Annotated in this window: 13 protein-coding genes; 9 read left to right on the plus strand and 4 right to left on the minus strand. The window is 30.8% G+C overall.

The genetic code is table 11. The features are described 5' to 3' along the window. The first annotated feature begins 58 nt into the window (after positions 1-58). The gene (gene groL / locus BTO16_RS09785) at positions 59-1,687 is read left to right on the plus strand and encodes a chaperonin GroEL (RefSeq protein ID WP_105021392.1); all 1,629 of its coding nucleotides are present in this window, start codon (positions 59-61) and stop codon (positions 1,685-1,687) included. Between the two features lie 156 nt (positions 1,688-1,843). Here groL and BTO16_RS09790 read toward each other — a convergent pair whose 3' ends face one another. From BTO16_RS09790 to BTO16_RS09805, 4 genes are all read right to left on the minus strand, one after another. Beyond that, the gene (locus BTO16_RS09790) at positions 1,844-2,821 is read right to left on the minus strand and encodes a succinylglutamate desuccinylase/aspartoacylase family protein (protein WP_105021393.1); all 978 of its coding nucleotides are present in this window, start codon (positions 2,819-2,821) and stop codon (positions 1,844-1,846) included. Positions 2,822-2,850: 29 nt separating this feature from the next. Next, positions 2,851-3,270 (minus strand): heavy-metal-associated domain-containing protein, encoded by a 420-nt coding sequence (locus tag BTO16_RS09795; protein WP_105021394.1) that lies wholly within the window; start codon positions 3,268-3,270, stop codon positions 2,851-2,853. Between the two features lie 157 nt (positions 3,271-3,427). Then, positions 3,428-5,671 (minus strand): TonB-dependent receptor, encoded by a 2,244-nt coding sequence (locus BTO16_RS09800; RefSeq protein ID WP_105021395.1) that lies wholly within the window; start codon positions 5,669-5,671, stop codon positions 3,428-3,430. Between the two features lie 76 nt (positions 5,672-5,747). Then, complete coding sequence (locus BTO16_RS09805) at positions 5,748-6,152, minus strand: HYC_CC_PP family protein (RefSeq protein ID WP_105021396.1); 405 nt, start codon at positions 6,150-6,152, stop codon at positions 5,748-5,750. Between the two features lie 133 nt (positions 6,153-6,285). On the opposite strand from BTO16_RS09805, the gene BTO16_RS09810 reads away from it, so the two are divergent. The 8 genes from BTO16_RS09810 to rodA all read left to right on the plus strand — a co-directional run bounded on the left by BTO16_RS09810 (position 6,286) and on the right by rodA (position 14,197). Beyond that, the gene (locus BTO16_RS09810) at positions 6,286-6,738 is read left to right on the plus strand and encodes a GAF domain-containing protein (protein WP_105021397.1); all 453 of its coding nucleotides are present in this window, start codon (positions 6,286-6,288) and stop codon (positions 6,736-6,738) included. A 59-nt stretch (positions 6,739-6,797) separates the two neighbouring features. After that, positions 6,798-6,923, plus strand: coding sequence for a hypothetical protein (locus BTO16_RS17965; RefSeq protein ID WP_262503040.1), 126 nt, complete (start codon positions 6,798-6,800; stop codon positions 6,921-6,923). 137 nt (positions 6,924-7,060) lie between these two features. Continuing rightward, the gene (gene purH, locus BTO16_RS09815; RefSeq protein WP_105021398.1) at positions 7,061-8,587 is read left to right on the plus strand and encodes a bifunctional phosphoribosylaminoimidazolecarboxamide formyltransferase/IMP cyclohydrolase; all 1,527 of its coding nucleotides are present in this window, start codon (positions 7,061-7,063) and stop codon (positions 8,585-8,587) included. 74 nt (positions 8,588-8,661) lie between these two features. Then, positions 8,662-9,690 (plus strand): rod shape-determining protein, encoded by a 1,029-nt coding sequence (locus BTO16_RS09820; RefSeq protein WP_105021399.1) that lies wholly within the window; start codon positions 8,662-8,664, stop codon positions 9,688-9,690. 18 nt (positions 9,691-9,708) lie between these two features. Continuing rightward, positions 9,709-10,548: a rod shape-determining protein MreC gene (gene mreC, locus BTO16_RS09825; RefSeq protein ID WP_105021400.1), complete on the plus strand. Its 840-nt coding sequence runs from the start codon at positions 9,709-9,711 to the stop codon at positions 10,546-10,548. Continuing rightward, positions 10,541-11,044, plus strand: a complete 504-nt coding sequence (gene mreD, locus BTO16_RS09830) for a rod shape-determining protein MreD (protein WP_105021401.1) — start codon at positions 10,541-10,543, stop codon at positions 11,042-11,044. Before mreC ends, mreD begins: the two co-directional genes overlap by 8 nt. After that, a complete protein-coding gene (gene mrdA / locus BTO16_RS09835) occupies positions 11,044-12,936 on the plus strand; it encodes a penicillin-binding protein 2 (RefSeq protein WP_105021402.1) in 1,893 nt (630 codons plus the stop codon). Before mreD ends, mrdA begins: the two co-directional genes overlap by 1 nt. Beyond that, positions 12,917-14,197, plus strand: coding sequence for a rod shape-determining protein RodA (gene rodA / locus BTO16_RS09840; protein ID WP_105021403.1), 1,281 nt, complete (start codon positions 12,917-12,919; stop codon positions 14,195-14,197). Before mrdA ends, rodA begins: the two co-directional genes overlap by 20 nt. The last annotated feature ends 165 nt before the right edge of the window (positions 14,198-14,362 follow it).

Below are 14,362 nucleotides of genomic sequence, written 5' to 3' on the forward strand. Positions count from 1 at the left end.
GTAAGCAGGTGTATCGATTAAACTTTTAAACAATTAAACGAATAAACAATTAAAGAAAATGGCAAAAGACATAAAATTTGATATTGATGCAAGAGATGGCTTAAAACGCGGAGTTGACGCCCTAGCAAATGCAGTAAAAGTAACTTTAGGACCAAAAGGAAGAAATGTAATTATTTCTAAATCTTTTGGTGCACCAACAGTTACTAAAGATGGTGTTTCTGTAGCAAAAGAAATAGAATTAGCAGATCCTTTAGAAAATATGGGCGCTCAAATGGTAAAAGAAGTTGCTTCTAAAACAAATGATTTAGCGGGTGATGGAACAACTACTGCAACTGTTCTTGCACAAGCAATTGTAAAAGAAGGTTTAAAAAATGTTGCTGCTGGCGCAAATCCTATGGATTTAAAACGCGGTATAGACAAAGCGGTCGCTGCTATCGTTGCTGATTTAGCAAAACAAGCACAACAAGTTGGAAATTCATCAGAAAAAATAAAACAAGTTGCTGCTATTTCTGCAAATAACGATGATGTTATTGGTGATTTAATTGCGACTGCTTTTACTAAAGTTGGTAAAGAAGGTGTAATTACTGTTGAAGAGGCTAAAGGAATGGAAACGTATGTTGACGTTGTTGAAGGTATGCAATTCGATAGAGGTTATTTATCGCCATACTTTGTAACAGATGCTGATAAAATGATTGCCGATTTAGAAAATCCATACATCTTATTGTTTGATAAAAAAATATCTAACTTACAAGAAATTCTTCCAATCTTAGAGCCAGTTGCACAATCTAGCAGACCTTTATTAATTATTGCTGAAGATGTTGACGGCCAAGCATTGGCTACTTTAGTTGTAAACAAATTAAGAGGTGGTTTAAAAATTGCTGCTGTAAAAGCTCCTGGTTTTGGAGACAGAAGAAAGGCAATGTTAGAAGATATCGCTATTTTAACTGGTGGAACTGTAATTTCTGAAGAAAGAGGTTTTTCTCTTGAAAACGCAACTTTAGATTTATTAGGTACTGCAGAAACAGTAACAATAGACAAAGACAATACAACCATTATAAATGGTGCTGGCGATGCTGCTTTAATTAAAGCAAGAGTTAGTCAAATAAAAACTCAAATAGAAACTACAACTTCTGATTACGATAAAGAAAAACTACAAGAACGTTTGGCTAAATTAGCTGGTGGTGTTGCAGTTTTATATGTTGGCGCTGCTTCTGAAGTAGAAATGAAAGAGAAAAAAGACAGAGTTGACGATGCTTTACATGCTACAAGAGCTGCAGTTGAAGAAGGAATTGTTGCTGGTGGTGGCGTTGCTTTAGTTCGTGCTAAAAAAGTATTAGAAAAAATAGTTACAGAAAACTTAGACGAAAGTACAGGTGTTCAAATTATAAACAAAGCAATTGAAGCTCCTTTAAGAATTATTGTTGAAAATGCTGGAGGCGAAGGTTCTGTGGTTATCAATAAAGTTTTAGAAGGCAAAAAAGACTTTGGTTATGATGCTAAAAATGATAAATATGTAGACATGCTAAAAGCTGGAATAATAGATCCTAAAAAAGTAACAAGAGTTGCGTTAGAAAATGCTGCTTCTGTTGCCGGGATGATTTTAACTACAGAATGTGCTTTGATCGACATTAAAGAAGATTCACCTTCTATGCCAATGGGCGGAGGCGGAATGCCAGGAATGATGTAAGCCATTAACAATGGTTGGCAAGTATTTTTATCTTGCTTGTGTATTTTTAATATTACTAATCTACACACAATTGGTTAAAAATAAACCTAAATAAAAAATCCGATAGCATTAGTTTTCTATCGGATTTTTTTTATGGATTCTTTAAAAATTAATTTTTTATTCAGTCTTCGTAGAAATATGAAAAATTGCATCTCCTTGATACACCATTGGTGCTTGATTAATATTTATAATGTACCCATCATTTCTTGCTAAAACGGGGTGGCTTACGGCTCCAAAAGGATCTGAAATTCTGGCAATCAATTGATCTTTAGTTACAAAATCTTGTAAGTTCGTTTTTATATGCAAAAAACCAGAACAATCTGCCCGCATCCAATGTGTTTCCTTTATTAAAATACTTTTTTTAACAATTGGCGGAACTTCAATTTTTGGATTTAACATATCTAAATGTGCAAGTACTCTTTTTACGCCACTTAAAGCTTCTTTACAAATCATTTTATCTAAACTTAAGCTTTTTCCACTTTCATTTAATAAAATAGGTATATTCATTTTACCACATGATTCTCTATAAGAGCCTTCTATTTGATCTCCAAATAATGTAAAAGGCGCATTAAATACGGATGCTAATTTTGAGACTACTTCATTATCATCTTCTATTCTAATTTGTGCCGCATTGTAGCGATCTGCGCCACCTGTATGAAAATCCATGCAAAAATCTGCAAGCGGTAAAATTTCTTTAGAAAAATTAAATGCAAATCTACTTGCTAAAGATCCTTTCGAATTTCCTGGAAATTGTCTATTTAAATCTCTACCATCAGGGAAATATCTTGATTTATTAATGAAACCAAAAATATTAACGATTGGCATACAAATGATAGTTCCTCTGGTAGGAATGTTTAATTTATGGGTTAAAACTTCTCTAACAATTTCCATTCCGTTCACCTCATCTCCATGAATACCGGCAGTTATTAAAACTGTTGGACCTGGATTTATTGATCTTTCTATAAATACTGGCACCTCTACAGCTGTACCCGTAAATAACCGAGCAGTATTAAAGTTGAGCTTTCTACTTTCTCCTAGTTTTATTTTCTCTCCTAATATTTCTAAATCTTCTGGATGTATTTTATCTATTGTCATTTTTTAACTTAAAGTGTACTCGTTCAATATTAATGCTTTTTAGTCTCCTTTTTTTGCTTTTTCAACTCACCTTCGTGGTCTAAAACAATTTCTTCATCTCTATATTTACAACAAGGATGCACAGAATTATAAGCTTCATCAGTAGCTTTTAGTTTCTTATTTTCAAAACCAAGAACGTCATGACCTACTTCTAAAATAGCACTTTGGATGGTTGCAATATCCGTTTTACGTTCATCCATAATTAAATTTAATTGATGTGTGTCTACACTCCAAATTGCAAACTTTACTCCTTTCGATTTTAAAGCCGCTGTTTCAATTCTTTTTTTACACATGCCACAAATCCCGTCTACTTCAAAAGAAACTTTAGCATTTTTATTCTTTTCAACCTCTTGCGATTGTAGTGAAAAGGCAATTAAAATTATACTTAAGGTAACTATTATTTTTTTCATTTTTTATTGATTTTCTTTTAGATATTCGTAAAATTTTTTCTTCGGATTATAAGACAAAAAAGATAAATTTCGAAAATTAAAAAACTTCTCGATACAAATTTATTCGTTTCTTCTAAAATCAATCGAAGTACCATTGGGGTATTGATTAACTTTTAAATTACTTAATTTTAAAACGCAATCCTGCATAAATTGTTCTTCCAAAGATGGGAGCATACACAATTGTGCTATCAAAATAAGGTCCAAAAGGATCATCGCTTGCTAAAATAGGATTTTTTTGTTGAACATTTGTTAAATTCTCTGCACCTAAATAGACTTCGAATTTATCAGAAAATACTTTTGTTATTTGTGAATTCAACAATTGATAGGCATCCGCATATGCTGGTAATTGATATTGAACAGGATTCGACGCTGTATTTGGCAAACGTTGTTTACCAATATTATTAAAAGTAACATCAAATTTCCATTGAGAATTATTCTCTTTTATGACTGTTTCGTAAGAAATGTTTGCAAAAAATCTATTTTGAGGCTGAATTGGTTTTTGCAAATTACCGCTTTTAAAATCCGTAGAAATATCAAAATATTTATACGCAGTTCTTAATTCTACATTTTTTGCCAAACTATAATTTACTTCTACTTGAAAACTATTGGCAATACTTTTTCCGTTTAAATCATAGAATGAAATCTGTTGCGGATTTTCCCAATCTACAACAACTTGATTTTGAAAATTTGTTTGATAAAAGTCAAAAGTAATGTCTCCTTTTTTATCAAATAAATTAAATCGCTGTAGATAAGAAACGCCATAATTCCATGCTATTTCAGGATTTAATCCGTAGATATTTCCACCATTAGCGTCAATATTTATATTTCTTGAACTTGCAAATAACTGCTGATTTTCTGCAAAAATATTAGCACTTCTTTTTCCTCTTCCAACAGAAGCTCTAAAAACACCTTTTTCCCAAGGCACATATCTAAGGTGCAATCTTGGGGTGATAAAAGTTCCTAATAAATTATGTCTATCAATTCTTAAACCAGCGGTAACACTAAAATTGTCTAAATTATCATAAGCGTATTCAAAAAATGCTCCAAAATCATTTTCTGTTCTACTAAAGTCTGTTGCATTTACCAATTCACTAAATTGATCGTGGGTAAAACTAATTCCTGTTTTAAATTTATTTCTTGTATCGCCAATAATCGAATTAAAAATAATATTTGAATACACACTTTGATGCTGAATATTATAAGTGCTTAAACCAAAATAAGAGTCTTGTTGATGATCACTGTATGCTATTTGAAAACCAATACTTTGAAAAGGCATTTCTGGAAAAACATAGCCTAGTTTAGCAGAGGTTTCAAAGCGTTTTGTATCAATTTCACTACCCCAATAATTGGTGGTCCCTCGATCTGAAATCGGGTTAAAATCGAGCTCACCAGTTTGTTTTTCATCCTTTAAAAAACGGACATTTATAAAACTAACCCAACCTTTTTTTGCATCGGTAAATTGCCACCTGTTCATTACATTTATTTGGTTTGATAAAGGCATATCTAAAAAATTATCGCCATTCATATCAAACTTTTGTCCTGTATAATTTCCGTGCACATACAAACCTGTTTGCCATTTATCAGAAACTTTTTCATTAAAATGTGTATTTAATTCGAATCGTCCATTTGCAGATCCGTAAGCATTTAAAAAGAACTTGCTATCAGTAAAAGGTTTAACCAATTCTGCATTTATTTGCCCAGAAATACTCTCAAAACCGTTTACAACAGAACCTGCACCTTTAGAGATTTGAATACTTTCTACCCAAGTTCCTGGCGTAAACGTTAGGCCGAATGCCTGAGCTGCTCCTCTAATAGAAGGTATGTTTTCTTGTGTAATTAGTAAATACGGACTCGTTAAACCCAACATTTGTATTTGTTTTGTTCCTGTTAAAGCATCAGAAAAACTAACATCAATAGATGGATTTGTTTCAAAACTTTCGGCCAAATTACAGCAAGCAGCTTTTAACAATTCATCTGCATTTACGGTAAACATATTGGCTGTTTCAAAGAAAGATTTTTGAGTCGATTTTCTCTTTGTGTTTATGGTTACTTCTTCTAGCTCACTTTCTGGTGTTAAAAAATGACGAATAGGCTCTAAATTACGTATTGTAATTGTATCGGTTTTATATCCTAGATAATTAACAACTAATTTTTTATACTCAGGTTTATAAGTAATTGTAAATGCACCTTTTTCGTTTGTTACTGCGCTTACATTTGTGTTTAGCCAATGCAATGTTGCACCAGAAACTCCTAAAATATCTTTAGAATTATTTTTATCCATAATTATCCCTGTAAAAGTTGCTTGAGAAAATAGTAGGATTGGAATAAATAGTAAGAAACTACTTATGATTATTTTTTTCATTTTGTGTTTTAATTTTTGTTTAATAACATGAATTTTATCACCTAAAAGATGAGCAATACCTATTAAAAAATAAAAATTAAATTAGAAAAATTTGATATAAAACATGATACTCTAGCCGAATATCTGGAGGAGAAAAATTATTGTAAAAATTATTTTCTGATTCATTTTTTAAAAATAAATCAGTGTAAGAAGTTAAAAAAGATGCTATAAATTGTTGTTTACTAAAAGATATTTTGTCTACTTTATTAAATTGTAATTGATCTTGACCATCTATTTGATGAACTTCGTCTTTACAGCAATTTTTCTTTTTGGGTGATGTTACAGAATCCATATTCATTGCACAACCTTCTGCTTGACCTGTAAAAGAAACGTCTACTAATAAATCACCACAATAATGCTTTGCTACGGTAAATGAAAAGGTAGAGAAAAGCACCAAAAATGCTAGTAGAAAAGATATTATTTTAGTAATTAATTGTCTCATTGTCTTGTTGCAAATTTACAACAAGAATTTTAATTTAGGCTCAAAATTATTTTCTCATAAAATTATATTAAAAAAGCAAATAACACAATTAGATATTTTTTTTTGATATACTTTTGCATACAATTTTTTACTTATGAAAATAACTGTTTTACAAAGAGAAATAGATGTTATTATTGCATCAAAATCAATCAAAGAAGAAAAATTACAAGCGATTTGTGATTTTTTAGAAAATGAAATTTCATACTATGATTGGGTTGGCTTTTACTTTAAAAACGGAGATAAGGAAGAATTAAAATTAGCTCAATTTACTGGTGAGCCTACAGAGCACACTATTATTCCTTTCGGAAAAGGAATTTGTGGTCAAGTTGCTGTTAGCAATAAAAACTTTGTGGTTCAAGATGTTACAGCGCAAGAAAATTATATTTCTTGTGGTTGGAAGGTGAAGTCAGAAATTGTGATTCCTATTTTTGTTGGCGGAGAAAACATTGGTCAAATCGATATAGATTCTCATACAGCAAATACTTTTACAGAAAAAGACGAACAACTTTTGGAGTATATTTGCCAAAAAGTAGCTACTATTATTTAATCTGATTGGTTTAAAATCGTTACAAATAACATAATTCTCAATTGACTAATTCCTAAATAATGAGAAAACAAGAATCAATTTCTACATTTTCTTCCGCAAGTTCAGAATCTAATTACTACGCTAAGAAAGAATCTCTCTTAGATCAATTTATTATTTGGTTTAGAAAGTTTTTAGATAATAACTAGTAGCACATTTAATATTTTATTACAGCAAAAAAAATATTTTATTTTTTGTTAATTACTTAGTTAATTTGTTATTATCTTTTTATTGTGGCTAACTCAATGTTTACGTAGTTTTGCGTGCTTAACAACACAACAGAACAATGAGCACTTCAAAAACAATTAAATCTGCATTAATTTCGGTTTTTCACAAAGATGGTTTAGCACCAATTGTACAAAAATTAAACGAATTAAATGTAACTATTTACTCTACTGGCGGAACAGAAAAATTTATTAAAAAACTAGGAATCAATGTAATTCCTGTTGATGAAGTTACTTCTTATCCTTCTATATTAGGCGGAAGAGTAAAAACTTTGCATCCAAAAGTTTTTGGAGGAATCTTAAACAGACAAGACAACGAAAGTGATATTGCTGAATTAAAAGAATATAATATTCCACAAATAGATTTAGTAATTGTTGATTTATATCCGTTTGAAAAAACAGTTGCTTCTGGTGCTTCTGAACAAGATATTGTAGAAAAAATTGATATTGGAGGAATTTCTTTAATTAGAGCATCCGCAAAAAACTTTAAAGACACTTTTACCGTTTCTTCAATGGATCAATATGAAGAGTTTTTAGCTGTTTTATCAGAAAATAAAGGAATAACTTCGATTGGGCAAAGAAAGAAATTTGCTGCAAAATCATTTAACATTTCCTCACATTACGACACTGCAATCTTTAATTATTTTAATGAAGACGAAATAGTTTTTAAAGCTAGCGAACAAAACTCTCAAACGTTGCGTTATGGAGAAAATCCACATCAAAAAGGTTATTTCTTTGGCGATTTAGATGCAATGTTTGATAAATTACATGGTAAAGAATTAAGCTACAATAATTTATTAGATGTAGATGCGGCTGTAAACTTAATGAATGAGTTTATTGGAGAAGATCCAACTTTTGCTGTTTTAAAGCACAATAATGCATGTGGTTTTGCACAAAGAGACACAGTTAAACAAGCATATGTAGATGCTTTAGCTGGTGATCCTGTCTCTGCTTTTGGAGGCGTTTTAATTTCTAACAAAGAAATCGACCAGGAAACTGCTGAAGAAATTCACAAACTTTTCTGTGAAGTTGTAATTGCGCCTAGTTATTCTGATGAAGCTTTATCAACCTTAAAGGGAAAGAAAAATAGAGTTCTTTTAATTCAGAAAACAACAGCATTACCAATTCAAAATATAAGAACCGCTTTAAACGGGTTATTAGTTCAAGACAAAGACTCTAAAACAGATCGTTTAGAAGATTTAACATATGTTACAAATACTAAACCTTCTAAAAGTGAGTTAAAAGATTTATTATTTGCTTCTAAAATTTGTAAGCACACAAAATCTAATACCATTGTTTTTGTTAAAGACAACCAGTTATTAGCAAGCGGAACTGGGCAAACAAGTAGAGTTGACGCCTTAACACAGGCAATTGAAAAAGCAACTAATTTTGGTTTCGACTTAAACGGAGCAGTGATGGCAAGTGATGCATTTTTCCCTTTTCCAGACTGCGTAGAAATTGCAGACAAAGCAGGTATAAAAAGTGTAATTCAACCTGGAGGATCTATTAAAGATCAGTTAAGTATAGATTATTGTAATGCAAATAATATCTCTATGGTTACCACAGGAACGAGACATTTTAAACATTAATTAATTTAATGGAAAAGACAGATTATATTTAGTAAATTTGTAATAGTACATTAAACAAAATAAGAAAATATTTTATGGGCTTTTTCGATTTTATGACTGAAGATATTGCAATCGATTTAGGGACTGCAAATACATTGATAATTCACAACGGAAAAGTGGTTATTGATGCCCCTTCAATTGTTGCTAGAGACAGGATTACTGGTAAAATAATTGCTATTGGTCAAGAGGCTAATTTGATGCAAGGTAAAACCCATGAAAATATTAAAACAATACGCCCTTTAAAAGATGGGGTTATAGCAGATTTTCAGGCATCCGAAGAAATGATTAAGGAATTTGTAAAACAGATTCCATCTATAAAAAAGAAATTATTTCCACCCGCGTTAAGAATGGTAATTTGTATTCCATCCGGAATTACAGAAGTTGAAAAACGAGCTGTAAGAGATTCTGCAAAACACATGAATGCAAAAGAAATCTATTTAATATATGAACCAATGGCTGCTGCAATTGGTGTTGGTATCGATATTATGGAGCCAAAAGGAAACATGATTATTGATATTGGTGGTGGTACAACAGAAATTGCTGTAATTGCTTTAGGAGGTATTGTTTGTGATCAATCTGTAAAAGTTGCCGGAGACTTATTTACCAATGACATTATGTATTATATGCGTACACAACACAATTTACATGTTGGAGAAACTACAGCCGAAAAAATTAAAATTACAATTGGTGCAGCAACCGAAGATTTAGATACGCCTCCTGAAGAAATGTTAGTTCAAGGTAGAGATTTACTAAGTGGTAAACCAAAACAAGTACAAGTTTCTTACAGAGAAATAGCAAAAGCTTTAGACAAATCTATTTTAAGAATTGAAGATGCCGTAATGGAAACTTTATCTAAAACTCCGCCAGAGTTAGCCGCAGATATTTACAACACTGGTATTTATTTAGCAGGTGGTGGTTCTATGTTAAGAGGTTTAGATAAGCGTTTATCTCGTAAAACAGACTTACCTGTTTATGTTACAGAAGACCCTTTAAGAGCTGTTGTTCGTGGAACAGGAATTGCTTTAAAAGAACTAAAAAAATACAAAAATATATTAATGAATTAGCATTATTAAGTTTTAACAATGCAACAACTCATCTACTTTTTTCGAAAGTTCAAATATTTTCTATTCTTCTTATTATTAGAGTTTATTGCACTTGCCTTAACATTTAATAATCTTGACTTTCATAAAAGTAAATTTGTAAACTCTGCAAATACAGTTACAGGAGGTTTTTACAACAAAGCATCCAGTATTTCTGAATATTGGAATTTAAAATCAGAAAACAGCATTTTGGCTGATGAAAATACTCGTTTAAAAAATCTTCTAGAAAAAAATATTTTACTAAACCCTAAAAAAGATGTGATTGTAATAGATACTATTGTCATAGATACCAGTAGATATCAACAAAAATATAGCTATACAACTGCAAAAGTTATCAAAAATAATTATGCCAAAGAGTTTAATTTTTTAACGATTGATAAAGGCCAGAAACTTGGTATGGAAAAAGAAATGGCTGTAATTAATAGTAGAGGAATTATTGGTATCATTGATAATGTTTCTGAAAACTACGCAAGGGTTCAATCTATTTTAAATAGAAATAGTAAAATTAATGCTCGTTTAAAAAACAGTAATTACTTTGGTACTTTAGGCTGGAACGGAAAAAACTATAATATTGTTCAACTTTCTGATATTCCACGACAAGCACCTCTAAAAATTGGAGATACAATAGAAACTGGCGGAAAATCAACAATTTTTCCTGAAGGAATTTTAATTGGTACAATTTCAGAAATAAACAAAGGGAATTCTGCAGACAATAAAGTAAATGTTACTCTTTTTAATGACATGAGTAATTTAGGCTTTATATACGCTATTAAAAGTTTTAATAAAGAAGAAATTAATATTCTAGAAGCACAAAATGAATAAACCATTTAACATGGTCGTATTATTTTTATTCCTGCTTTTTTTGCAGGTTTTTGTGCTGAATAACATTTTATTTTTCGGTTACATAAATCCTTATCTATATATCACTTTCGTTTTTTTATATCCACTAAAAAGCAATAGAATTCCGTTTCTTTTTTCTAGTTTTTTACTTGGTCTCTTAATTGATTTCTTTTCTGATTCTGGCGGTGTTCATGCTTTTTCAATTTTACTTATTGCTTATTTAAGATTATTCTTTGTAAGAATTTACTTTAGAAAAGGTGAAACTGATTATTCTTTTTTTAGTTTAAACTCAGAGTCTTTTGGGAAGATTTTTAATTATGTGGTAACTTTAACAGTAATTCATCACTTTATCTACTTTTCTTTGGCTAACTTTAGTCTTGAAAATTTATCGAACGTATTTTTAAATACATTATTTTCAAGTATTTTTACACTAACGCTATACTTTTTAGGGACTTATATTTTTAGCAAAAACGAATAATGAAAAGAAGTTTTTTACTCTATTTTTTAATAACTGTTATAGGTGTTATTTTTATTGGTCGCTTGTTTCAACTACAGATAATAAAAGGAGAAACGTACGATCCAATGCACAACGCTGCTATAAAAATTGAATATGATTATCCAGAACGTGGATATATTTATGATAGAAACGGAAAATTATTAGTTGCAAATCAGCTTTCTTATGATGTAATGGTGCAACCAAACCAGGTAGAGTCTTTAGATACGTTAGAATTTTGCAATCTTTTAAAAATTGACAAAGAAGACTTTTTAATCAGATTTAAAAGAGCAGAACATTATGCATCCTACTTACCATCCGTTTTTTTAAAACAATTAGCCAAAGAAGATTTTGCTTTTTTACAAGAAAAAATGCATAAATACAATGGTTTTTATATCCAAAAAAGAATCATTAGAAACTATCCAATAAACGCTGCAGCCAATGTGTTAGGTTATATTGGTGAGGTAAATGAAGAAAAAGCTAAAAAGAGTGATTACTATCAATCTGGAGAATTAGAAGGAAAAGACGGCGTAGAAAAACAATACGAAGACGTTTTAAGAGGTAGAAAAGGTAAAAAATATTTACAAAGAAATCGTTTTAATAAAGTTACCGGTTCTTATAAAGACGGGCTTAATGATACGCTTCCAGAAAACGGACAAGATTTAACATTAACAATAGACATTGATTTACAATTATTTGCACAACAATTAATGAATGGGAAGCGTGGCGGTATTGTTGCCATCGAACCGTCAACTGGAGAAATTTTAGCATTAGTTACCTCTCCTTCTTATGACCCAAATATGCTGGTAGGTAGAAAAAGATCTATAAACTCAGCAAGTTTGATGGATCCTACAAATCCTGAAAAACCAACTTATGATAGAGGTTTACTGGCTGCATATCCTCCTGGATCTCCTTTTAAAATAATGAATGCTTTAATCGGTTTGCAAGAAAATGTTATTAACGAGCAAAGTTCTTTTTTATGCTTTGGTGGATACAGATATGGAAGCAGATCTACTGCCTTTATGAGATGCCATTGTGGAGTTTTTAATTCTCCTATAAGATTAAAGACAGGGATAGCAAGATCTTGTAACAGCTATTTCGCAAATACTTATAAACGAATTATTGAAAAAAATAAAAAACCATCTAAAGGGTTAGACAACTGGAACAGACACATAACTAGCTTTGGACTTGGTAATTACTTAGGATATGATTTACCTGCCGGGCAAAAAGGATTAATTCCGGATGCTGCATATTATAACGCACGATACAAATATGCGTGGGGAGCTTCTACAACCATATCTAATGCAATTGGGCAAGGAGAAGTTTTAACAACACCTATTCAATTAGCTAATTTTACTGCAGCTATTGCTAACAGAGGCTTTTTTTATACGCCGCATATTGTAAAAAAAATAAATAGAAAGACAATTAATATTACTGATTTTACGACCAAGAAACAAACCACTATTGATAAAGAACATTTTGCCCCAGTTATAGAAGCGATGCATGAAGTTTTTAAAACTGGAACAGGTAGATGGAGCCAAGTTAACGGAATTGAAATTTGCGGAAAGACAGGGACATCAGAAAACTCTATAAAAATAGTTGATGGTATTAAAGTTCAGGCCAAAGATCATTCCATTTTAATTGCTTTTGCACCAAAAGATAACCCCAAAATTGCAATAGCAGTTTTTGTAGAAAATGGAGGTTATGGATCAACAATTGCTGCACCTATTACTAGTTTATTAATAGAGAAATATTTAAATGGTAGTATTTCTGAAGTAAACAAAATTAGAGAACAAAATATGTTAAATATGAGTTTGCAAGAAGTATACGATAAGCAAACATCAAAAACCAAACAAATTGCGTCAGGAAAAGAATAATATTTTTGCAGGTATTGATTGGATTTTAGTATTTCTATACATTGCATTAGTTGGTTTTGGATGGTTAAACATTTATGCAGCTTCTAAAACCGAAAAAAATCACGAAATTTTAGATTTCTCTACAAAATATGGTAAACAAATTCTTTGGATTAGTTTTAGTATTCCATTAATAGTTATTATTCTATTCTTTAATTCAAAGTTTTATGAAAAGTTTGCAAGTATTCTTTATTTAATTTCGATCTTTTCTTTAGTGCTACTTTTCCCACTTGGAAAAGAAATTAATGGTGCAAGATCTTGGTTTAATTTTGGGGCTATGAGCTTACAACCTTCAGAATTTGTAAAAGCTTGTACAGCTTTAGCAGTCGCTAAACTATTAAGTGATAGACAATACAATTTTAAGCTAGTTAAAAATCAAATAAAAGCATTTATCATTGTCTTCTTCCCAGCCGTATTAATCACTTTACAACCAGATGCTGGTTCTGCACTTATTTATTTATCCTTCTTTTTTGTTTTAAATAGAGAAGGCTTAACGCTCAATTATATTTTATTAGGCGCAACTGTAATTGCATTATTTGTTCTCACCATCTTTTTTGGAGCAAGTAATATGTTTATTTCACTCTTTATAATTATTTCTATAATAGTAGCATATATAATTTATAGAGGAGGAAAAAGGTTCTTTAGATTTAATTGGTACAAAATTTTGGCTTTTTATGCCTTTGTTGCACTATTCATTTTCGGTACAGAATTTACATATAACAATATATTTAAACAACACCATAGAGATCGTTTTGAGGTTTTACTGGGAATGAAAGTAGACAATGTAAACATTGGTTATAATTCTTATCAATCAGAATTAACCATTAGTTCTGGCGGATGGTTTGGAAAAGGTTTTTTAGAAGGAAATATTACGCAAGGAAATTTTGTTCCTGAGCAACACACAGATTATATTTTTAGTACGGTTGGTGAAGAATGGGGTTTTATAGGCAGTAGTTTTGTTATCATTCTATTTATGTTGATGATGTATCGAATTATTTATTTATCAGAAACACACACAAATAAATTTGGCCGAATATATGGCTATGGATTGGCGTCTATACTATTCTTTCATGTAATTGTAAATATAGGGATGGTTATAGGTTTATTGCCAACTGTTGGTATACCTCTACCCTTCTTTAGTTATGGGGGCTCTTCTCTTTGGGGTTTTACCATCTTGCTTTTTATCTTTATTAGATTAGATGCCCACAAAAATTACGATTGGTAACCGCTATTTATGCTTAAGTTCTAAATCTTACAACTTTTGGCCTTAATACAAGATATCGTACTATAGAAAAAGTTTACAAGTTGTGCCAAAATTCATCTTGGATTTATAATTAAACAAAAGATATAACCAGAGAACCAATACAATTGCTAGAACAATGGGCTCAAT

It is taken from the genome of Polaribacter glomeratus (assembly GCF_002954665.1).
Taxonomy (GTDB): Bacteria; Bacteroidota; Bacteroidia; order Flavobacteriales; family Flavobacteriaceae; genus Polaribacter; species Polaribacter glomeratus.

Excerpts from the sequence above, each read along its gene's own strand:
- groL (WP_105021392.1), top strand. The coding sequence starts at position 59 with ATGGCAAAAGACATAAAATTTGATATTGATGCAAGAGATGGCTTAAAA.
- BTO16_RS09790 (WP_105021393.1), bottom strand. The coding sequence starts at position 2,821 with ATGACAATAGATAAAATACATCCAGAAGATTTAGAAATATTAGGAGAG.
- BTO16_RS09795 (WP_105021394.1), bottom strand. The coding sequence starts at position 3,270 with ATGAAAAAAATAATAGTTACCTTAAGTATAATTTTAATTGCCTTTTCA.
- BTO16_RS09800 (WP_105021395.1), bottom strand. The coding sequence starts at position 5,671 with ATGAAAAAAATAATCATAAGTAGTTTCTTACTATTTATTCCAATCCTA.
- BTO16_RS09805 (WP_105021396.1), bottom strand. The coding sequence starts at position 6,152 with ATGAGACAATTAATTACTAAAATAATATCTTTTCTACTAGCATTTTTG.
- BTO16_RS09810 (WP_105021397.1), top strand. The coding sequence starts at position 6,286 with ATGAAAATAACTGTTTTACAAAGAGAAATAGATGTTATTATTGCATCA.
- BTO16_RS17965 (WP_262503040.1), top strand. The coding sequence starts at position 6,798 with ATGAGAAAACAAGAATCAATTTCTACATTTTCTTCCGCAAGTTCAGAA.
- purH (WP_105021398.1), top strand. The coding sequence starts at position 7,061 with ATGAGCACTTCAAAAACAATTAAATCTGCATTAATTTCGGTTTTTCAC.
- BTO16_RS09820 (WP_105021399.1), top strand. The coding sequence starts at position 8,662 with ATGGGCTTTTTCGATTTTATGACTGAAGATATTGCAATCGATTTAGGG.
- mreC (WP_105021400.1), top strand. The coding sequence starts at position 9,709 with ATGCAACAACTCATCTACTTTTTTCGAAAGTTCAAATATTTTCTATTC.
- mreD (WP_105021401.1), top strand. The coding sequence starts at position 10,541 with ATGAATAAACCATTTAACATGGTCGTATTATTTTTATTCCTGCTTTTT.
- mrdA (WP_105021402.1), top strand. The coding sequence starts at position 11,044 with ATGAAAAGAAGTTTTTTACTCTATTTTTTAATAACTGTTATAGGTGTT.